General features: G+C 46.4%; 24 protein-coding genes. 22 read left to right on the top strand and 2 right to left on the bottom strand.

Annotated features, from left to right (window positions below; translation table 11 throughout):
- The first annotated feature begins 196 nt into the window (after nucleotides 1-196).
- The 17 genes from BQ5591_RS07210 (at nucleotide 197) to BQ5591_RS07135 (ending at nucleotide 15,415) form a co-directional block, all read left to right on the top strand.
- Nucleotides 197-595 (top strand): hypothetical protein, encoded by a 399-nt coding sequence (locus tag BQ5591_RS07210; protein ID WP_007219661.1) that lies wholly within the window; start codon nucleotides 197-199, stop codon nucleotides 593-595.
- A 145-nt stretch (nucleotides 596-740) separates the two neighbouring features.
- The gene (locus BQ5591_RS21350; RefSeq protein ID WP_137570003.1) at nucleotides 741-1,022 is read left to right on the top strand and encodes a hypothetical protein; all 282 of its coding nucleotides are present in this window, start codon (nucleotides 741-743) and stop codon (nucleotides 1,020-1,022) included.
- 387 nt (nucleotides 1,023-1,409) lie between these two features.
- Complete coding sequence (locus BQ5591_RS07200; protein WP_004294415.1) at nucleotides 1,410-1,856, top strand: hypothetical protein; 447 nt, start codon at nucleotides 1,410-1,412, stop codon at nucleotides 1,854-1,856.
- A gap of 44 nt (nucleotides 1,857-1,900) precedes the next feature.
- Nucleotides 1,901-2,272, top strand: a complete 372-nt coding sequence (locus BQ5591_RS21520) for a hypothetical protein (RefSeq protein WP_007219658.1) — start codon at nucleotides 1,901-1,903, stop codon at nucleotides 2,270-2,272.
- A 51-nt stretch (nucleotides 2,273-2,323) separates the two neighbouring features.
- Nucleotides 2,324-2,737 carry a single-stranded DNA-binding protein gene (locus BQ5591_RS07195; RefSeq protein WP_004294417.1) on the top strand — a complete coding sequence of 138 codons (414 nt, stop codon included), beginning with the start codon at nucleotides 2,324-2,326 and terminating at the stop codon, nucleotides 2,735-2,737.
- 593 nt (nucleotides 2,738-3,330) lie between these two features.
- A complete protein-coding gene (locus BQ5591_RS07190) occupies nucleotides 3,331-4,164 on the top strand; it encodes an SH3 domain-containing protein (RefSeq protein WP_004294418.1) in 834 nt (277 codons plus the stop codon).
- Nucleotides 4,165-4,205: 41 nt separating this feature from the next.
- Nucleotides 4,206-4,634, top strand: coding sequence for an energy transducer TonB (locus BQ5591_RS07185; RefSeq protein ID WP_004294419.1), 429 nt, complete (start codon nucleotides 4,206-4,208; stop codon nucleotides 4,632-4,634).
- Between the two features lie 30 nt (nucleotides 4,635-4,664).
- Nucleotides 4,665-5,525, top strand: a complete 861-nt coding sequence (locus BQ5591_RS07180) for an energy transducer TonB (RefSeq protein WP_004294420.1) — start codon at nucleotides 4,665-4,667, stop codon at nucleotides 5,523-5,525.
- Nucleotides 5,526-5,551: 26 nt separating this feature from the next.
- Nucleotides 5,552-6,448: an SH3 domain-containing protein gene (locus tag BQ5591_RS07175; protein WP_004294421.1), complete on the top strand. Its 897-nt coding sequence runs from the start codon at nucleotides 5,552-5,554 to the stop codon at nucleotides 6,446-6,448.
- 13 nt (nucleotides 6,449-6,461) lie between these two features.
- Nucleotides 6,462-7,766 carry a hypothetical protein gene (locus BQ5591_RS07170; RefSeq protein ID WP_004294422.1) on the top strand — a complete coding sequence of 435 codons (1,305 nt, stop codon included), beginning with the start codon at nucleotides 6,462-6,464 and terminating at the stop codon, nucleotides 7,764-7,766.
- Between the two features lie 6 nt (nucleotides 7,767-7,772).
- The gene (locus BQ5591_RS07165; protein ID WP_004294423.1) at nucleotides 7,773-9,527 is read left to right on the top strand and encodes a hypothetical protein; all 1,755 of its coding nucleotides are present in this window, start codon (nucleotides 7,773-7,775) and stop codon (nucleotides 9,525-9,527) included.
- 374 nt (nucleotides 9,528-9,901) lie between these two features.
- Complete coding sequence (locus BQ5591_RS07160; protein ID WP_004294424.1) at nucleotides 9,902-10,657, top strand: ParA family protein; 756 nt, start codon at nucleotides 9,902-9,904, stop codon at nucleotides 10,655-10,657.
- 6 nt (nucleotides 10,658-10,663) lie between these two features.
- Nucleotides 10,664-10,918: a hypothetical protein gene (locus tag BQ5591_RS07155; protein WP_004294425.1), complete on the top strand. Its 255-nt coding sequence runs from the start codon at nucleotides 10,664-10,666 to the stop codon at nucleotides 10,916-10,918.
- 462 nt (nucleotides 10,919-11,380) lie between these two features.
- Entirely contained in the window at nucleotides 11,381-11,644 is a 264-nt protein-coding gene (locus BQ5591_RS07150; RefSeq protein ID WP_007219653.1) for a hypothetical protein, read from the top strand.
- 39 nt (nucleotides 11,645-11,683) lie between these two features.
- Entirely contained in the window at nucleotides 11,684-13,429 is a 1,746-nt protein-coding gene (locus BQ5591_RS07145; RefSeq protein WP_004294427.1) for a ParB/RepB/Spo0J family partition protein, read from the top strand.
- A 530-nt stretch (nucleotides 13,430-13,959) separates the two neighbouring features.
- On the top strand, nucleotides 13,960-14,475 hold the full coding sequence (locus BQ5591_RS07140) for a DUF4313 domain-containing protein (RefSeq protein ID WP_004294429.1): 516 nt from the start codon (nucleotides 13,960-13,962) through the stop codon (nucleotides 14,473-14,475).
- 463 nt (nucleotides 14,476-14,938) lie between these two features.
- Nucleotides 14,939-15,415 carry a hypothetical protein gene (locus BQ5591_RS07135; RefSeq protein ID WP_004294430.1) on the top strand — a complete coding sequence of 159 codons (477 nt, stop codon included), beginning with the start codon at nucleotides 14,939-14,941 and terminating at the stop codon, nucleotides 15,413-15,415.
- Between the two features lie 64 nt (nucleotides 15,416-15,479).
- On the opposite strand, the gene BQ5591_RS07130 is transcribed toward BQ5591_RS07135, so the two are convergent.
- Nucleotides 15,480-16,778: a type II toxin-antitoxin system HipA family toxin gene (locus BQ5591_RS07130; RefSeq protein WP_004294431.1), complete on the bottom strand. Its 1,299-nt coding sequence runs from the start codon at nucleotides 16,776-16,778 to the stop codon at nucleotides 15,480-15,482.
- Entirely contained in the window at nucleotides 16,775-17,089 is a 315-nt protein-coding gene (locus tag BQ5591_RS07125; RefSeq protein WP_004294432.1) for a helix-turn-helix domain-containing protein, read from the bottom strand. The genes BQ5591_RS07130 and BQ5591_RS07125 overlap by 4 nt, the downstream gene beginning before the upstream one ends.
- A 370-nt stretch (nucleotides 17,090-17,459) precedes the next feature.
- Between BQ5591_RS07125 and BQ5591_RS07120 the strand changes: the two genes are divergently transcribed.
- The 5 genes from BQ5591_RS07120 (at nucleotide 17,460) to BQ5591_RS20690 (ending at nucleotide 19,090) form a co-directional block, all read left to right on the top strand.
- Nucleotides 17,460-17,657, top strand: coding sequence for a hypothetical protein (locus BQ5591_RS07120; RefSeq protein WP_004294434.1), 198 nt, complete (start codon nucleotides 17,460-17,462; stop codon nucleotides 17,655-17,657).
- Nucleotides 17,658-17,668: 11 nt separating this feature from the next.
- Nucleotides 17,669-17,941 (top strand): hypothetical protein, encoded by a 273-nt coding sequence (locus tag BQ5591_RS07115; protein WP_007219650.1) that lies wholly within the window; start codon nucleotides 17,669-17,671, stop codon nucleotides 17,939-17,941.
- Nucleotides 17,942-17,951: 10 nt separating this feature from the next.
- Nucleotides 17,952-18,224, top strand: a complete 273-nt coding sequence (locus tag BQ5591_RS07110; RefSeq protein ID WP_004294436.1) for a hypothetical protein — start codon at nucleotides 17,952-17,954, stop codon at nucleotides 18,222-18,224.
- Nucleotides 18,225-18,258: 34 nt separating this feature from the next.
- Nucleotides 18,259-18,636, top strand: a complete 378-nt coding sequence (locus BQ5591_RS07105; RefSeq protein WP_004294437.1) for a hypothetical protein — start codon at nucleotides 18,259-18,261, stop codon at nucleotides 18,634-18,636.
- Between the two features lie 241 nt (nucleotides 18,637-18,877).
- Nucleotides 18,878-19,090: a hypothetical protein gene (locus BQ5591_RS20690; RefSeq protein WP_004294438.1), complete on the top strand. Its 213-nt coding sequence runs from the start codon at nucleotides 18,878-18,880 to the stop codon at nucleotides 19,088-19,090.
- Nucleotides 19,091-19,309 lie beyond the last annotated feature (219 nt).

Raw genomic sequence — 19,309 nt, 5'->3', positions numbered from 1 at the left:
TATTTTTCATGGAATCCTTGCCGCAAATCCTATGATGCAAAGACGAGGCAGAAAAAAGCATCGGACTTCCCTCCCTGTAATCGTTCGAACCGAGGGAAATAAAAACTTAAAAACAAATTGAAACATGGAAAGAAATTACAAAAGATACGCCCACGTGAATAAATAACTTGTATAACCCATAAAAATAATTCAAAAAATGAAACTTACAATGTATGAGCTTGAAAACAACCGGCAGACGCAGGAACGCGGCGAGAACCACCTGTACGATTCAGATTGTCCGGACATGCTGCCGGAACAAGACCCCGAACTGCCGCCGAAAGAGGACGCTTTCTACGACAAGGTTTTCGTTTGCGGCAAATCCGAACTCTCCCGCCGGGAACTGGAATCCTTGCCGGAACCATTCGACACCTGTCATGTTACGGACGAACAGATGGAACAGATCGTGTTTGAAACGGAAATGGAGACACGCGACAGGCTGCGGCTCGGTGACAATGAATCCATAGATTTTGACGACGACCGCCATAGTGAAGTCTGGTGGGAAGAAATGGAAAAGACAGTGGTAAGGCATGGCATACCATACTACGAAGACGAATAACCAAAATGTAACCTGCTCATCACATGCCAATGATGACGGATCGCCGCCATAGCTGCGGCGGTCATTTTTTCAAAACGAGGCTTCCTCCTTTTTTACCTTCAGGCTGTTTCCCCATTATATACCGGCTTTCCCAACCCGTGAACCAGTGGAAAGTCTGTGCCGTAACAAGTCGTCAGGGAAAGGTACGGGAGGCCCGTTCAAAACCGGCGGCAGCCCGGATCGTGCCGTTCCATGCCGGAGCTTCGACCTGTCGAAACAACACGGTATTCCACAGCCCGACCGGTCTTTATGCCGCTGGTTTCGGACTTTCCGCCTCTGTTCCGTATCTTTCCCTTGTGACCTGCCACGTCAAGGGCAAACGGCGATACTTCTTATCCGCCCCGCGCTTTCATTCCGCTCGGTCGAAATTCAGGCGTGGGACGGATAAGGAGAATCCCTTTCATGTTTGCCCCGGCAGACCATTGCCTGACCCGCCCAAGCCGCACTCTTTTCTACTTCATTTTCTCCTGCATTTATATCCGGCAAGGCCGTACCCCCTTTTACCGTCATACTTTCCGGACCGTTCCCGTCTCTTCTCTGCCGTTGCCGTCCGATTTTCCAACTGCAAAGGTCGGCTGCCGCGCTTGATCCGGCGGCTTGAAGTGCATTCCCTGCAAATTCTTCCTTTCTGCGAAAGAGTAATTGGCCGGGAAAACCGCTGTATGAAGCCCTGCCGGCAGTCGTGTACCGCATCTGTAAAATCCCGGAACGGTTCAAGCAGAGAAAAGAACCGAAAAAAGGGTAAAAAACAGATGTTTCACATAAAAGACAAGAGATGGACAAGAAAAACTGTAAAACAGGCAAACGCACAAAACGGCAGGTTGAAAAAATCCTGATGGTTATCGACGTCAAACGGGAAATCATAGATATTCTTCAGATAACCAATCGGCGTTTTATGTATAACCCGCAAACAGGCACTTTGATTTTAGGAGATGAAATGTACGGCAAAAGTATTTGCAGCTCCCATTCGCAAGAGTTCTACGCCTCAAAAGCAGAAGGACGCTTCGATGATTATTTGCGTGGGTGGATAGGTGTCTCGAAGAGCTATCCCCACGGTATTGTTCATTTTGCCCCCGCTGTCAGCATGGAACAGTTCGACTGTGGATTTGACGCGTTGCAAATGTTCGCCAGACTTGAGGGTGTAAACGGAGCTACTATCGTTCGGGGATTTTGCACTATGCCGGAACAGAGGATGGGGGATTTGCTGCCTTCCTCTCTTTGAGATACCGGCCCGGTCAAAATAGGCTATAAACGGGAATCGTGCCTATGGCAACACCATTGGCGGAGGGCACGATATCCGTTTATAAATACCGCAACTCCGTTGGCGGCTTCCTTTTATACCTCTCTCTTTCCCTCTGCTCTTATACTTTGGCGAAGCCCTCTTCCCTTTATATCAGTTATAGATATAACCTCTACGGTCTCCTCTCTGCCATCGCCGTCCGGTTTTTCAGATGCAAAGGTCGGCTGCCGCGCTTGATCCGGCGGCTTGAAGTGCATTTCTTGCAAATTCTTCCTTCTACGAAGAGTAATTGGCAAGAAAAGCCGTCGCATAAAGCTCTACCGGCAGCCATGTACCGCATCTATAAAATCCCGGAACGGTTCAGGCAGAGAAAGGAACCGAAAGAAGGGAAAAAATAAACAGTTAGGTAACGGCAGGACCAACCACCTTGCCACAAACAATTTTCTATTATGTTACATGTTCACACTATCGGACGCATCGGCAAAGATTGCCAGGTTATTTCAGGAGTACACGGCTCATTCATGGCTATGGACATAGCCGTTGACGATTATTCAAGAGGACAAAACACTACCACTTGGATAAGGGTACGTAGCAACAAGGACAACCATATCCATTTGTCCGAATATCTGACGAAAGGAAGACTCATACTCGTTGACGGTACGCTGTCATCTTCCCTGTGGAAAGACAAGAATGGCGAGAGCCAAATACAGCTCTCCATCACGGCAGAAAGCATTGCCTTTATCAATACCGGAAAACGCGAGGGTGCGGCAGCCGGAGCGGACAACGATGTAAACGGTGCAGACAGCGCACCCGTTCCTCCCGCCGATTTCCCGCAGGACGAAAAGGAGGATTTGCCCTTCTGATAAGATAACAACTATCTGAAAATAAGCAGATACTAAATATAGTATTTACTAATCATAGTAAAATAGGAAATTAGTAAACCTATTCTTGTTAAAATTAGTAGATACTATATTTTTGTTTTTTAGTTTCGTCCTTTCTTAAGAGTTCATACATCTCAAACATTTTTTCTATCCTTACAGAGTTTTTCAGAAAATGTTAGCCCATTATTTAATAGATTTGTCTTTCTTGCAGTTTATTTAATATTGGTTTTAGCACAATAGACTTAAAATCCACTCCTAACTTTAAGAAAATCACGGTATATAAGGTCCTGTTTCATGAAATTTCACTACCTTTGTGCCGGATTGAGGAAACTCTTTCCAAGACATATTAGAAAAGAAAGAAGCGTTATGCTTATCTCGAAGTCGGGAACGTAGGAAATTCAAGACTATTCAGAGAGAAAAGCGTAATTGGTTTCTCACGCTATAGCGTGGGCTGCTATTACCATACTCTGAATAAAGGTTATTCCTACGACCTCCGACTTAGAACGTGGCATTTGCAGTTCCACGCTTCGTGGTTTAATCAAGCAGACTCTACGGGACTGCAAGAGTCTTAATTTATGATGAACAGATATAGCCAGCAAAGTATTTGTATGCTGAAGAATATGTTCGTTAGCAGAAACATTGTTAAATGGGTTTTGTTTCTAATCCTTAATTTTTCCCTATGTACGCAATCTTTTGCAGATCATTATCGAGTGACCGCTCCCAACGGTCTTAATGTACGAGCTTCAGCCAATAAAAACGGAAAACTATTAGGACAATTGTCTAAGGATAACGTGATTGATGTTGTATCTATAGAAAACGGATGGGCTAATATCAATTATAATGGCTGGCAGGGTTATGTCAGCGCATCGTATCTGGAAGCCGTAACAGAAACAGACGAAGCGGGTACTTCCACCAAAGAAGAGTCATGGGACTTAACCTCTTGGTTGTTTGATTCCGAAGGAGAATCGGCTTGGTTCACAGCGATAAAGTGGATACTGTTTTTAGGCATAGCCATCTACATTATCAAGATTGTGTTACAATTCTTCGCATTGATGCTGGTTGTAGGTTTGATTGTTGGAGCGATTGGATTGGCAGTAGGTTTTATTCTTGATTGGCTGGGTTGGATAGACTCTGGTACCATGTGGGATATGGCCCAATGGGGATTCAGTATAGGCAACGGGATAGGTCTTATTATGGGTATTCTCGGTTTTAAAGACTTGCATAAGGGAGCGACGGAGTCTTGGAGCGGTTCATCATCAAGCAGTTCAAGTGGTTTGAAAACAGCAAGTTTTACTGATTCTGGAACATTATATCATCTTACACAAGATTCTCCCTATAGCGAGTGTGATTATACCGACCAATTTGGCGGCAAATGGGGACGCGACAGTTCCGGATTTTATCGCAAATAAATGAATAATGTAACGTATTGATAATTAAACAATAAAACTGTATGAAAAAACAAATTATTTTGAGCAGTTTACTATCCGCACTGCTGATTGGCAATTGTTTGGATACACAGGCTGCAAATGAGGCAAGAACTATCAATGATTTGCCTTCGATGGCAAAAGTTTCCCAGAACAAGAGAGAGGTGTCTCCGGAATTTCCCGGTGGTATCACCGCATTGGTACAATTTTTATCAAAGAATCTAAAGTATCCGACAGTTTGCAAGGAACAGAAAATACAAGGCAAAGTGTTGGTGAAATTTACAGTCAAGAGCGATGGCTCTATCTCAAATATTCGTGTTACCAAGTCTGTAGATCCTTATTTGGATAAGGAAGCTGTCCGCGTAGTGAAGTCCATGCCTCGTTGGATTCCCGGTACACAGGATGGCAAACCGGTAAATGTGGAATACACTCTGCCTATCACGTTTAAACTCTGATGAATCTAAAAACTATAAAACGATATACGTATGAAGCGATTATCTATTTTACTATGCCTCATTGTCTTAGGGGTATTTTTCATGAGTCATGCGACTTTTGCGCAAACAAGTTTTTCCATTCCTCCCAAGAGTTATCCGGTAAATGTGCCGTTCAAATGCGATGCCGGAGTGGATCGTTATTGGCATGTTACCAGCGTTACTTGTACGGGACGCGCCAATGGCGGCTATAAATTTCAGATAAAGGGAGTGGCACAGAAGACAAGCCGCAGTTTGCCCATAGACTTGTTCTACCTGATGCCGGGCAATCGGATAAAAACAGCGGGCACTTATTATTTCCCACGTATCGAGGAGGGAAAAACATTCAGTTTCGAAGTGGTATCGGCATTCTCCGGGTACGCTCCTTCCAAGTTTAACGGTTTTCTTATCTCCAGTGAAGTGTTGCAAAGAATATTACAACAGGAACTGGAAGAGCAAAAAGAAACAGACAAAGATACTCCCGAAAGAAGATTTGGTATGCCAACCACTCCGAAGGAAGATAGACGAGAACCGGCACAATCCAAGGTAAGCCCCAATAAGGTGTACAAAGGCAGCGAGGTGGATAAGGAGCCGGAATACCCCGGTGGAAACCAAGCATTGCTGGCGGATATTGCCCGAAGCATACGTTATCCCATGATCTGCAAACAGCAGAAGATTCAGGGCGACGTGCTTGTTTCCTTTATAGTGGAGAAAGACGGTTCGGTATCTGATGTTACGGCTGTGAAAAAGGTTCATGCCAATCTCAATACCGAAGCCGTAAGAGTGGTCAAGTCCTTAAAGGAATGGACACCCGGAATCAAAGACGGACAGCCTGTACGGGTACAGTCTGCCGTATATGTCACTTTTAGTCTTTAATTTTAACCATATAAAGCAACAGCATAATGAAAAAATTGATATGCCTAAGTTTGATAAGCCTTGTTTGTGGCTTCTTGAGTGTACACGCGTCTATACAAGCAGATGACACAAAACCCTTTGTGGGCAAATGGGAATATTGGAAAGGCAACAGCCAGATTCAGTTGGAAATAGACCTGTACAACACACCGACAGATGGCAGTTACGGTGCTTACAATGTGTTTGAAGGAGGCTATGGGCTTGCCTATAGTATTGTAGACGTCTATCACATTGATAATACAGAGGCTTCGGTTGCCGTAGAAAGCAGTATGGGAAAACAAAAAGCGGAGTTCAAGTACAATCCCACCACGAAGGAACTGTCCTTCTTGCCACCCGGTTCAGAGCCGGTAGTGTTTAAGCAGAAAGATAAATGTAACTATGTATTCATCAGTGGAGGAGATAAAATCAATGTCCGTTCCACCCCTGTATCGGGTAGTCCTTTAATGAAAGCCAACCGTGGACAAAGTTTCAGATTCTTGGGGAAAGAAAAGGGATGGTTCAAGGTAGAGCTTTCTGCCCAAGACAAACGTATCGGATATATTTCTCCGGAGTATGCTTTTTACTTGAAAGATAATACCATCCCAGAATCAGCCTTTACAAAAAGTTATGCCAACGGCTTAATATCTTTCACACTGGAAAAGAAAGGAGAACAAGTTTTTATGGTCAAAACGACCATGTATCCTCCACAAGGTGAAAGCATTCCTATGTCAAGCGTGGAGTCGTATGCCGGAAAAATAGAGGGTAACGCACTGGTCTTTACCTATTTTAGTGGAATGCCCACGCAGGACATCAATGAAATGTCGAAAGTAGAGCCTTATGTGGTGTATTACTGGAAAGAGTCGGGAATGTTTATCATGGAGGGCGAGAATTATGCAGCAGATATGTAAAAAGAGCAGCATCATGAAAAGAATGGTTTACCTTGTCGCTTGCCTGCCTTTTTGGCTGACATCGTGTGAAGAGAAAGTCACCGCCTTGCATTTCAACGAGGCGGAACAGGTATTTGAAATCGGAAAAGAGAGTGAACTGCGTTTCCTGAACGAAACGTTCGAAATCAAGGATAAAAACATGGAAGCACAAACGCTGCTCACCGATGCAGGCAGGGAGATTCCAGCAGATGAAGTGCGGATTAAACTGGTGAAGGACATCGAAATCAGCGGTGAATGGACACCGATTAAATTCCCGGTTAGGGAGTTCGACGGCAACGGACATACCATTACCTTCGACGGAATACGGGTGGTCATTGAAGAGAGTTCCAAAGGAGTATTTGATGTCGGTCTGTTTGAAGAAATGGGTGGTGAAAAAGAAGCTGTGGTCAAGGATCTGACATTGGCAGGTGACATGACCATCGACGCTCAAAAGAGAGAAGACGGTTATAGCCTGCTTGCCGGTTCTCTGGCGGGAAAGTTCAAGAATGGGTGTATCAAGAATTGTACCAGCAAGGTGGATATCTCATTCGCTGACAATAAGGGTATCTGTACACTCTGTCTGGGTGGACTTGTCGGAGACCTGGATAGCTACGGCTCCGAAGTGGAAGTGGCTTTGCGTGGCAAGGTAATCAATGAGGGCAACCTCACCGTTAATCCGTGCAGTGATGCCTACATAGGTGGAGTCATCGGGAGGGCCACCAATTATGGTAAAATCTTTATCAAAGAGAATGTCTGCGTCGAGAATAAAGGCGATTTGACCGTGCAGTGGAAGGCCGATGCCCAACCTGATCATAGCTACATCGGTGGTGTTGTCGGACTTTTCAAAACCAATGAAACTGATATAGAGCATCTCCATAATTGGGGAAACATCCGCTTGGACACACAGAATACATCTGCTACATTTAATATCGGAGGGGTATGTGGCGAACTGACACCTCACAACTACGAACGAATCTATCCGTTGGATCTGTACAATGCAGGCAACATCGAAATCAAGCATGACCTGCTGGCTGAATTTTCCGCCATCGGAGGAGTAATCGGCAGTTTCGGAGGTTCCTCTTTCCATCAGGTGGTGAATGAAGGCAAAATCATTGTGTCGGGAAAAGGATGCAAATACATCTCCGGATTGCTGGGTTCGGAAAGTTCGATACACGGGAACTGTTATCTGTATTCGTGCTGTGTAGATAAGGTCGGAGCTTATCCCGTCTGGAATATCTCTTATCATCCTGTCACCAAGCAGGTCCCCTGCAAGGAAAATCATCCAACAAATCAAAAATAACGGAACATGAAAGCATTACAGACCATACAAGCTGTCGGTCTTTCTTGCTTGCTGTCGATAGGAGCAGCAAGCTGTGGCAGTGAAGAAAGCAACCAGCCTTATACACCGCTTCAGGTGTATTTTGATCCGGTAAGAGTGGATATGAATGCGGAACATCTGATGCCTTATTTCGTAAACTATCCTACGGATTGGGCAAAGATGGGATTGCGCAACTATCCGAAGCTGGTCACCTACGAATACCACAATGCACAATGGGGTGTGACAAGCACCTCGCAATACGAGTTCTTGCCTAACGGCCGTTTGTCCGAACAGCGGCGCACTTCTTTCAATGTGGGTGCAACCGGATTTGATGTCATTTCGTATGAATATAACGGCAATTCCAATCTGACCCAAATCAAATCGGTAGATGACGGACGTTACAAACGCCGGAAAAAAGATGACGGCTTCACATACGACAGTGCAGGTCGGTTGATACGTCGCGACAAGAACGGGCGGGGACATTATGACACAACCACTTTTCTGTATGCCTATCACGGTAATGGGGTATTGCAATCCATCCTGCCCGAAAAAAAGAATGGCACGGTCAATGAATCGGGCGTGACGCTTCATGAGATGCAGTTTGACTCGCTCGCTCACTTGAAGTCTTTTGAAACACCGAAGACCACGAACATGTTCTTGAAAGACATCGACAGTTACAAGACAGGACAATCGGTGACAACCTATGTCTATACAGGCCATCTGTGCACACAAGCCGTAGAGAAGATTCCCGTTGAATTTGACGGGGGGAACGAAACACTGACTTGTACCAGCAGCTTTGCGTATAACTCACACGGAGACTTGGCTACTTGGACGTATAGCGGAGGTGTATATAAAAGTAAAGGCAACAACTGGCGGGTGGATGACATGACGTTTACCGTCTCCTACGATTATGTATATGATGAAAAAGGAAACTGGACACAAGCTACCGTTACATTCCCGGCTAACATCGATGAGATACCTGCATTGCGTACCTACTATAAGGCTTTCAGAGACGGATTTACATCGAATCGGGATCGTTCTTCTGCTGTCAAAGCGGGTGAGGCTCCCAGCCTGACAGTTGTCCGCAGCATTGATTACTGGGACGATGAAACGATTGCTTCCATGAAAGCTGCAAAAGAAAACGGTCAACCTGCCCTAATGGGTAGTTTACGCTACAAAGGAACGGATATTTATGGGTTGTCCGGTAAAGTCAAGTCGGTAAACGGCAATGAGGAATCACTCAAATTTGACCAGGCGGGCAATCTGATTGCCATGCAGAACAAGTTCGGAGACGAAGCGGCCTATCAATATGCCACAGCTACTTCCTATAAAGTGGAGGGATGGGGAGATTATGTGGTGAACATCGAATCAAAAGATGGTATGCGGACGGATATTTGTCCAGATGCTGATACCAACACGGAACTTGACCAGACCTATATGTTTGATAAGCGCAATCGTATCATCAGTCATCAGTTTACTTCGCACATGGCATACGTCACTTGGAAATACAGCTATGAAGGTGACAGCAAATACCCGGCCACGATGATACAGGAGCACCCGGAAGAAGGTAACACCACTTATCGCTATACCTATACCAAGTTCGACAAGCACAAGAATTGGATAGAGCGGAAGGTAAGCTACACCACCGAATACGATAAGTATGATGACAATGGGAACTATGTCGGCGATGAATATACTGCTCCAGAAGAATATACAGAGAAACGAACCATCGAGTATTGGTAAATTTGTAAAATATCTATTGATTTACTTTCTGACCCTTTCTCATTTGAAATTTGCTGATAAATAAACCAAGCCTTATTAGACAAGAGAATCTATTGCTACAATAATTGCTATGGATTCTCTTGTTTTTTTGTACTCATCTGTAAAGTGTACTCGAAGGATTTTTTCTGAAGAATACACTTAATTCTTGCATTTAAAAAGTACTGTAGTACAGAGCAAATCTGCCTTACTGTATAGCATATACTATATTTAGTATAATAGTAAATACTATAATACTAATATACTAAAATGATATATTGTAGTAAATTAGTATATACTAAATTTAGTAATTACTAAAAATAGTATTATCTTTGTATTGAATTTAAAGGCAATATGTTATGACAAAAATAATTGCGGTTCTAAACCATAAAGGCGGGGTCGGAAAGACGACCACCACCATCAATCTGGCTGCGGCCTTGCAGCAAAAGAAAAAGCGCGTGCTGGCTATCGACATGGATGGTCAGGCAAATCTCACGGAATCCTTCGGCCTCTCCATTGAGGAGGAACAGACCGTGTACGGGGCGATGAAAGGCAAATACCCCTTGCCGTTAGTTGAAACGGCAGGAGGTGTTACCGTCGTACCGTCTTGTCTCGATCTCTCGGCTGCCGAGGCCGAACTCATCAACGAGCCGGGACGGGAACTGATATTGAGCGGGCTGATAGCCAAATCGCTCGATCACCGGAAATTCGATTATATCCTTATCGACTGTCCGCCCTCGCTGGGATTGCTGACACTGAACGCCCTTACTGCGGCAGACTACCTGATTATCCCGGTACAGGCACAGTTCCTCGCTATGCGCGGCATGGCCAAGATCATGAACGTGATTACCACCGTCCAGGAACGCTTGAACCCGAAACTCGCCATTGGCGGTATCGTCATTACGCAGTTTGACAAACGTAAGACGCTGAACAAGAGCGTGGCCGAACTCGTCAAGGATTCATTCTGCGACAAGGTGTTCAAGACCGTTATACGGGACAATGTATCTTTGGCCGAAGCGCCTATAAAGGGCAAGAACATCTTCGAGTATAGCAAGAACAGCAACGGAGCTAAGGACTACATGGCTCTGGCACAAGAGGTACTGAAATTAAAATAACCCGATATGAGCAAGAGCGATTTACTGAAAGACAGCATGAAGGGCGGACTGGACGGGTTGCTGTCGCCCACGAAAAAATCTACCGGCGGGAAGCAGCCGGTAGCAGCCCCCACGGAAAAAGAAACGGCGGTCCATTGCAACTTTATCATCAACAAGAGCATCCATAACCGCATGAAATTCCTCGCCATCAAGAAGAACATGTCGCTGAAAGACATCGTGAACGAGGCGATGAAAGAGTACCTGGAAAAGAACGAACAGTAAAAAGATCATGGCTGCAGCGTCTCCCCACCAAGGAGACGGCAGCCATGCGTCCTTTTCTACCCGCCCGCTGTTTCCATAGGGCGCATTCCTCCTTTATAGTCTTACCGCCTATTCTTTTTTACCTGCCTGCAAGCGCAGGCATGCTGCCCGTTTTATTCCCTTTCTAACCCTAACAGGCATATTCCTTTTCTACCGATTCCTTTACCGCTTTCCCGGTCTCATTCTCTGCCGTCACCGTTGTGTTTTATCAGATGCAAAGGTCTGCTGTCGCGCTTGATACGGCGGCTTGAAGTGCATTTCCTGCAAATTCTTCCTTTCTGCGAAAGAGTAATTGGCAGGAAAAGCCGTCGTATGAAGCTGTACCGACAGCCGTGTACCGCATCCGTAAAACCTCAAGCGGTTCAGGCAGAGAAAGGAACCGAAAAGAGGGAAAGAAAAAAACAACTTAAAATTGACAGCGATATGGATAAAATCAAATTGGTAGTTTACAACGAGTACGCACTGGGTTATATCATGCCCGAACAACCCGACAAAGTTTGCACGTTGGCAGACAGGGTAACGCTTGGCGCACCGTCTCGGACAATGCTCGAACCCTATTTCATCGGGAAAAACGATACCGTCAGACTGGCAAGCAGGAAAGACTTCGACACGTTCCGGCTATCGTTCGAGGGGTACGACAATCCGCAGATGTACGAGTATGACACCGATAAAAACGGCATTAATTAATCAAACAATCAATTAATAACAATTTAAAATTTATGAATTATGGAAACAGCAAACATTCAATCTGTAGCAGAGAAAAACATCGTATCGGTAGCACTGGCAAACATTCAGCCGAGCAGTTATAACCCACGCAAGTACTTTGACGAGGTGAGCCTTGCCGAACTGGCCGAGAGCATTCGTCAGCAGGGAGTATTGCAACCTATCGGAGTGCGCCCCATTGATGAAAGCGGAAAGTTTGAGATTGTTTTCGGAGAACGCAGGTATCGTGCTTCCCTTTTGGCAGGATTGGAAGAAATTTCGGCTATCTTGCTGAACGTTTCGGACGAGACCGCCGCCGAAATGGCCGTAACGGAGAACCTGCAACGCAAGGACGTTACCCCCATAGAAGAAGCCAACGCTTACCAAAAACTTATAGAGAGTGGTCGCTATGATGTGCAGTCGTTGGCCGTGCAGTTCGGCAAGAACGAGAACTATATCCGTACCCGTTTGAAATTCGTCTCACTGATACCCGAAATAGCCGAACTTCTGGAAAAGGACGAAATCACAATCAGCGTGGCGAGCGAAATTTGCCGGTACGGTACGGATATTCAGAAAGAGGTGTACGACAAGCATTTGAAAGCCGATTCTTACAACAGTTGGCGAGGACTGAAAGCCGCCGAGGTAGCAAAGTTTATCGAACAGGATTTCACGACAGACCTTAGCCGTTACGCATTCGATAAGACCCTGTGCGCCTCATGCCCCCACAATACCAACAACATGATGTTGTTCTGCGAGGGTGGTTGCGGAAATTGCGCCAACCGGAGTTGTCTGGCCGAAATGAACGCCTCCTATCTCGTGGAGAAAGCCTTGCAGTTTGTGGAACAATACCCCTCCGTATCGTTGGGCTACCAAGATTTCAACAATAATGTGGTTGCAGTGGAACGCCTTACCGCTATGGGGTACGAGGTTGAGCATTTAAATACCTATGCCACGGCATACCCCGAAACGCCCGTAGCTCCCGAAAAGGAAGAATACGACACTATCGAGGAATACGAACAGGCATACAAGGAGTACGAGCAGGATTTCAGCAACTATATGGAAAAATGCAGGTCAATCCATGAACGAATCGACACGGGCGAACTTACGTTTTATATCTGCATCGGGCAGAAAGAAATTACACTGCGCTATAAGGCAAGTGCCACCGTCAATGCAAACGAAGCAACCGAAAAAACGCTCTCCCCGATGGAGAAACTGGAGAAGCAGGACGAGCGTAACAAGGAAATAGCCCGTGAGAAAACGGTAGAAGATACCAAGAAACAGATTTTGGATGTCGATATGTCCGAAAGCAAATTCACGCAGGACGAAGAAAAGATGATATATTTCTTCCTGCTGTCGTCTCTCCGCAAGGAACACTTCGAGATATTCGGTATCGAAGAGAAAGAAGTCTATCAACATCTTACGGACGAAGAAAAGATGGACATCATCGCCAACCTCACAGCCAAGCAGAAAGCCGTTATCCGTAGGGATTTCTTGATAGAGAGCTTCAAAGGCGCATACGGTAGTAACGCTGCCGCCACCCTCTTGCTCGATTTTGCCCGTAAGCACATGCCCGACACGCTCGCCGGAATTGAAAGTGAATACAATGAGGTGTATGAGAAACGCCATAAACGTATCGAGGAACGCAAAGCCGTGCTGTTGGTAAAGGAACAGCAGGAGAAGCAGACAGAAGCCGCCGAGACCGAAGAAACACAAGTCACGGCAGAAGCGCAACCCGAAGCACTGCCACAGCCTGAAGAAACGGCAGCTTGACCATAATTCAGAAGCAGGGCGGAGAAATCCGTTCTGCTGATTTGCATATTACCTACAAAAGGAGGTAACGATAACTGTGAGGACTGCATACGTGACATCGGTACGGCAATGCCCGAAGCCGGGCTGTGCCATGCAGTGCAGCCCGGCTGTCTTTTTTAGCACCTGCCACCGGCAGATCTCCCTTTTTACCCCTTCGTTTTCCTTTTGTATGGAAATCCCTTCGCCGACGGCTCTGCCCGTCGGGACATGCTTTTTCCGGTGCAAAGGTATTGCCTTGGAGGAACATTCAAGTACCGCTACGCTATTTGAACACAATTTTTCAGCAGCTTTCCCGATTTTCAATCGTCCATATTTCGCGGACGCTCAATACCGCAACTATAAAATTCTGTCCAAATTCCTTGCCTGTTTCTCCCTGAAAGGCAATCTTTGATGCACGTAAAAATCAAATCCCGACGGGAGAAGCCTGAAGGCTTCCGAAAGAAGGGAAAAAATAAAAACGATGTTTAATCAATTAATAGCGAAAAAAGTTTATGGAAATTCAATTTACAATCGTTCGTTCGGAAAACAAAGAGTATTTGTGTTACAAAGCAGGTGAAGCGTATGTAGATGCCAGTAACCCTATGATAGCCTTTGCCACAGGCGAAGATGAATTTGAAATCGTAGAGCCGGACAGTTCTTTCAGGCAGAAAGAATACGAGTTCAGAGGCGAACAGTATTACCTCGTACCAGAGTTTTACCGCAATGGTTGGTTAGCTCTCACCTTGGTAATGGTGGAAGATGAAGACGAATATATCGTGCTTTCCGTTAATTTGGAGGAAATGGACGCACTCGGTCTGCCGGACCGTACATTTATCGACGTCAATCATTACCCCGAAGCAATGGAGTTCTTGGTGAAAAACGGACTGGCAACCGATTCCGAGTATAAGCGCAGGAGCGGCTTCGTGGAATACCCTATGGCTATGTTGAACCTGCCGCTTCTTTATCAGCATAACCCGCAAATTTTTCAAAAAGCGAACATCGAGCCATTCGGAGAAGAATGTTTTTGAAAAAGGATTGTTCCACGAATAGAAAAGCATCGGGTTCCGAAATTTGAATGTACAAAATGGCGTACCGATAACACAGTCGGTGCGCTATCTCCTTTGTCTTTATCGCCCGTTTTCGTCCTTTTATAGTCAGCCTCCCAAATACCCCCCCCCACCACCCGTTTCCTCTTATAACTGCATTCTTTCCCTTTTATAGCGGCACGAGCCGCCTGTTTCTCCCGTCCGGCTTTCCCGTCCCTCACCGCACGGGTTTTATCCGATGCGAAAGTCGAACATCGCGCTTGATTCGCCGGCTTGAAGTGCACTTCTTGCAAATTCTTCCTTCCCAAGCGAAGCGTAATTGGCAAGAAGAGCCGTCGTATGAAGCTGTACCGATGACCGTGTACTGCATCAGTAAAACCCCGAAGCGGTTCCGAAGGAAAGGGATCGAAAAAAGGGAAATAAATAATCAATAACTTACAAGACAATGGGAAAATACGATTTTATCAAGACCGGGAATCTGCTTTACTGGCATGACCCGGACAACGGTTTGTCCGACGGGGCTTACCGAGTGATTTCTGCACCGGAAAACATGGAAGACGACAGCATTATTCTGATTTCATCCGGTACTTCGGAAGCGGAGGTTTTGCCTTCGGAATTATTGCCGATAAGCACGGGCAGAAGTCACAAAGAGGATTTTTTGCGCTGGAAAGCGGAACGTGAAGCCGAAGGCATGGAGTTTTACAATCGCCTTTCCGAAGTCATGGAAACGGAGGACGATTTGGCCGTAGGCGACATGGTAGCATTTACAAACGATTATGGAGTAGTATTCGGCCCCAAAGAGGTGTTGGCTTTCAGGAAGCCTTGGAACGGTGGCAGATGCGTGTATCTTGACAGCGACGCCTATTGGTTTCCCGACCGTCCCGACCAGTTGACCCTCCTAAGCAAGAAAGGGGCGGAATGACAATGACAAACCCACCTGCCACAAAAGCGGGTGGGTTCATTTTCCCTGCATGAAATCTCATGTTCTATTTTAATCGGCCCGTCCGGTTGTCGCTCACGCATTCCACTCGTGCGGTGATTTCCTTTTCTATCGTCTTTATCCATTCCTCTCCGACACCGGCCTCCCGGCCGTATTCCGGGTAACGCGAGACGATACCTATGGCCTTTTCTATGAACGGCTCTGCGGCCTTTATACCGTACCGGCGGGCTACTTCCATCAAATCCTCTGCTGCAATGCCCTCCGTTTTGTTGTTGACCGTCATGCTGTGGCGGTTTACATAATACGGCGCGTCCGGATCGACCGAGAACGTGTAGTCGTAGGCTGGAGCAACGTGCCAACCCCCGTCATTGCCCATCAGGAAGCTGAAATTCTTGTTATGGTCATCGACGTTCCCGCCCAGCACGTTCAGCACCATCGAGCGGAACAGTTGCCGGAGTTCCCCCGGCGGCACGCCGATACGGCAAGCTACCTCGAACAGTGCTTCGTAAGAATCCGCCGAGGGGTTCATGGCAGCCAATGTCTGGATATGCACCTTCTTGCCGTTCCGGCGGTCGAAACGCTCGGTCAGGAAGTGCGCTGTCTGCTCGCCTTCCAGCAGGCGGCTTGGCATCATCTGAAGCCCGGCATCCACGGCCATCAGGTAATAGCTGTATTCTATCCGTGTCGTCGGCATCTTCTGGTGTTCGTCGAACTTGACGATCATCGGCGTGTAGCCCGGATAAGGGGTCGCCACCTGTCCGGAGTAACATTGTCCCTCCTCGAAATTGACGTTGACCACCGCCTTGGGTCGTCGCCCTCCTGCGGACGTGCCCACCTTGAACAGGCTTTCGACCATCAGGTTGCCCGATACCGGGACGTTGAACCGTCCGGCTTCTTCGAAAGCCTGCCGGGCCAGTTGGTAGAGGTCGGCGATTTTGACCTTGAACGGTGTCTCCAGTTCCTCGGCAGTGGGCGGGACGAATTCCAATGCCCCCATGCCACGCCGTCCGATATAGGCAAGACGGTCGAGGGCGGACAAGTCCCTCATACGGATATGATGCACTTTGGCCCATTCGTTGAATACGGTGTTTCCCCAATGGTCGGGCAGTGAATCGGCTATGAACGACGGCAGGCCGCCGAAAAGCCGCTCTTCATCGGGATAGACCGGCAGGCCGCGCTGTGCGGCAACCCCTTTTACCGGCGCACGGAGCGGGGCGATGTCATAGCCGTCGCGGACATAATCGCTGTCGAAGTAGAAACAGGCTTTGCTGCGGTGTCCTTCCCGATTGGCGACAAGCGTGCCGACCTTTTTATCCCATAGGATTACATCGAGACTTTCTATCATTTCTTACCCCTCCTTACTCGTTTAGGTATCAGTTTCTCGATTTCCCGAAGCGCCATCGGCGGCATGGGAAGTTCCGGCAGAATCTCTGCGAGCCGCTCTTCCTGACCGAGCGCACGCAGCAGGGAGATGAAATTGGCCAAGGTCAGGTTACGGCTGACCCCTTGTTCAAAATGGCTGATTGTCGTCTGGCTCACGCCCGACTGTTCGGCCAGTTCCTTTTGGCTCATGCGGGCTGCCAGACGGTACTCCTTGACCCGCGACGCCAGAAGTGTCAGCATATCACTGTTTGTAGTATAGTTCGTTGCTTCCATAATATCAATATATCACTATTTATATACAAATATACGAACAATTATCCATATATAGATATATAATTTCTCTTTTTTAGCTTCCAGTCGTCCTTTTCTATTGCTTTCAGGTTTCCGTATTCTCTTCCGTCTGGCTTTCCTGTCCGTCACCGCATCGGTTTTTATCGGTGCAAATATGGGCTGTCGCGCCTGATTCCGTCGTTTTGAATTGCATTTCTTGCAAATTCTTCCTTCTGCGAAGCGTAATTGGCAAGAAAAAACGTCGGAAAGGGCTTTTTCGCCAGCCCCGGAAAGCACCATAAAACCCGAAGCGGCTCCGGTAACAAGGAAGCCGAGCAGAGGGAAAGAAAAACAAACGTTAAAAATTCAACAAATGAAGACATTAGAAGAATTATTGCAAGAACTGGGGTGTGAAGGTAACGCATTCGACAGCACCGGAGAATTTACAAAAGCGGGAGAAAAGGCGTATGACCGCTTGGAGCATTTGCTGTATGACATAGAAAGTCTTACAGGAAAAGAGGTGACACCCATAATTAGGGAACTTGACAGAATATGCAACGAGAACTATTAAAATTCAAGAATATGGACATTAAAGAAAGCAAAGAGTACCGCCTCGCCAAAGATTGGGAAATGGCGGTAAACAGTTTCAGTTTCAACCCCGAATGGTTCGCAGCGGCAATCCCCGACATGCACCCCACGCTTCAGCAAAGCCTCTACCGCCTGATTAAGGCGTGTATCAAGGTCATGGCGGACGACAACCGGCGTTATGACGAACGGAACCAAGCCTCGCACGAGGAAGCGAAGCGCATCATGGAATACCTCAATGAACACGGACGTAATATACCATTAAGATAAGGAGGATAATATGAGAACAAATGAAATTCAATTTGGCGGCAAGAGCTATGTATGCCGTATTGTGGAAGCCAACGATGGCGAAGAATTGCTGATTGCCCCGACCACCCTGCTGGATGCCCTGCAGCCCTGCAGTTTCGATGACGAAAACGAAGGTTTCGCCAGCAAAGAAGCTGAAAGTATCTACGACGAGGTTTTCTACTTCACCGACGAGAAAAGCATTCAGCTTCCCGAAAACGAACTGATTGCCGAACTCAAAGAGAGTAACCCCGACTGGTTCGAGTAAAAATCTTGGAACGATAATTTATAAACTTAGAGTTATGGAAAAAGAATATGTAATGCAGGTTGCACAGATCATTAAGGAACAGTTAGTAACATTAACCCCCATGACCGTCCTCATGTCGTGGAGTATCGAAGAATTTGCCGCCACCCTGTACAGGGAGTTGCCGGCACTCCGCATCAAGGTAAATGGACGACTGCACGCGGGATATGTCATCGTCGTGCTCAATGGCTCGGATTATTACGAGGTTTATCTTGTGAAGGGAATGGACGTGGAATGTGTGAACAGCGAGGTTTGTTTCGACGAACTGGGCGGTGTCATCGACCGGGCTATCGAAAGCGGTACGGACAAAGCCGAGTACGATAAATTCTGCGAACAGGAGCGACAGAATTTATATGTAACTGTTGTCACTGTCTGATTCCTCTTTTTGGGGGATGAAAGCCGTGCCTTGTCGGAAAACGAACAGGGTACGGCTTTTCTGTGCATGATACGATGGAAATGGATAAAAATCTGCCGTTCGTAAATGATTTCGGTCGTTCGTAAAACGGATTGTCTGTGGCTGCCTGTTCCCCTTATATTTGCGGTGCAGGTTCACAAAATAATAACGGGCGGAATCCGAAAAGCCCTTCAAAGAGTAGGAAATTAATCATATTTACATTATGACACATGAAATTAATATCAATGGAACGACAGATAAAAAGGCTGTGAGAATAGCATATGGCTATATTCAAAGAGACTATGGCTGTACTAATCTTAGTTTATCACCGAATCAATCAGGAGGATTAACGATGTCCGTCGATTCTAATTCGGCAAGAGAAGATATTGTAAATGCACTAAATGAACATTTGCCCAGCGGAGCTTATGCCGGTTGACAACAGTCCCTTATTTTCGTGATCTTCTATTTTATGTGACACAAAATTTGTCGTTCGTAAGCGATTTCGGTCGTTCGTAAAACAAACTTCACACTGGGATAGAGGTACTGTACTTTTATGATGTGAACCTGCAAACAGTTTTATATGAATTAAGTACATATCGATTTTTATTGATGTGTACTTAATTTGTATTTAAGAGAAATAGCTGTAAATACCCTG

The organism is Bacteroides ndongoniae (assembly GCF_900108345.1).
In the GTDB taxonomy this organism is placed as follows: Bacteria; Bacteroidota; Bacteroidia; order Bacteroidales; family Bacteroidaceae; genus Bacteroides; species Bacteroides ndongoniae.
This window is presented reverse-complemented; position numbering and strand designations above follow the sequence as displayed.

Coding starts and splice junctions, on each gene's coding strand:
- BQ5591_RS07210 (WP_007219661.1), top strand. CDS start 197: ATGAAACTTACAATGTATGAGCTTGAAAACAACCGGCAGACGCAGGAA.
- BQ5591_RS07200 (WP_004294415.1), top strand. CDS start 1,410: ATGGACAAGAAAAACTGTAAAACAGGCAAACGCACAAAACGGCAGGTT.
- BQ5591_RS21520 (WP_007219658.1), top strand. CDS start 1,901: ATGGCAACACCATTGGCGGAGGGCACGATATCCGTTTATAAATACCGC.
- BQ5591_RS07195 (WP_004294417.1), top strand. CDS start 2,324: ATGTTACATGTTCACACTATCGGACGCATCGGCAAAGATTGCCAGGTT.
- BQ5591_RS07190 (WP_004294418.1), top strand. CDS start 3,331: ATGATGAACAGATATAGCCAGCAAAGTATTTGTATGCTGAAGAATATG.
- BQ5591_RS07185 (WP_004294419.1), top strand. CDS start 4,206: ATGAAAAAACAAATTATTTTGAGCAGTTTACTATCCGCACTGCTGATT.
- BQ5591_RS07180 (WP_004294420.1), top strand. CDS start 4,665: ATGAAGCGATTATCTATTTTACTATGCCTCATTGTCTTAGGGGTATTT.
- BQ5591_RS07175 (WP_004294421.1), top strand. CDS start 5,552: ATGAAAAAATTGATATGCCTAAGTTTGATAAGCCTTGTTTGTGGCTTC.
- BQ5591_RS07170 (WP_004294422.1), top strand. CDS start 6,462: ATGAAAAGAATGGTTTACCTTGTCGCTTGCCTGCCTTTTTGGCTGACA.
- BQ5591_RS07165 (WP_004294423.1), top strand. CDS start 7,773: ATGAAAGCATTACAGACCATACAAGCTGTCGGTCTTTCTTGCTTGCTG.
- BQ5591_RS07160 (WP_004294424.1), top strand. CDS start 9,902: ATGACAAAAATAATTGCGGTTCTAAACCATAAAGGCGGGGTCGGAAAG.
- BQ5591_RS07155 (WP_004294425.1), top strand. CDS start 10,664: ATGAGCAAGAGCGATTTACTGAAAGACAGCATGAAGGGCGGACTGGAC.
- BQ5591_RS07150 (WP_007219653.1), top strand. CDS start 11,381: ATGGATAAAATCAAATTGGTAGTTTACAACGAGTACGCACTGGGTTAT.
- BQ5591_RS07145 (WP_004294427.1), top strand. CDS start 11,684: ATGGAAACAGCAAACATTCAATCTGTAGCAGAGAAAAACATCGTATCG.
- BQ5591_RS07140 (WP_004294429.1), top strand. CDS start 13,960: ATGGAAATTCAATTTACAATCGTTCGTTCGGAAAACAAAGAGTATTTG.
- BQ5591_RS07135 (WP_004294430.1), top strand. CDS start 14,939: ATGGGAAAATACGATTTTATCAAGACCGGGAATCTGCTTTACTGGCAT.
- BQ5591_RS07130 (WP_004294431.1), bottom strand. CDS start 16,778: ATGATAGAAAGTCTCGATGTAATCCTATGGGATAAAAAGGTCGGCACG.
- BQ5591_RS07125 (WP_004294432.1), bottom strand. CDS start 17,089: ATGGAAGCAACGAACTATACTACAAACAGTGATATGCTGACACTTCTG.
- BQ5591_RS07120 (WP_004294434.1), top strand. CDS start 17,460: ATGAAGACATTAGAAGAATTATTGCAAGAACTGGGGTGTGAAGGTAAC.
- BQ5591_RS07115 (WP_007219650.1), top strand. CDS start 17,669: ATGGACATTAAAGAAAGCAAAGAGTACCGCCTCGCCAAAGATTGGGAA.
- BQ5591_RS07110 (WP_004294436.1), top strand. CDS start 17,952: ATGAGAACAAATGAAATTCAATTTGGCGGCAAGAGCTATGTATGCCGT.
- BQ5591_RS07105 (WP_004294437.1), top strand. CDS start 18,259: ATGGAAAAAGAATATGTAATGCAGGTTGCACAGATCATTAAGGAACAG.
- BQ5591_RS20690 (WP_004294438.1), top strand. CDS start 18,878: ATGACACATGAAATTAATATCAATGGAACGACAGATAAAAAGGCTGTG.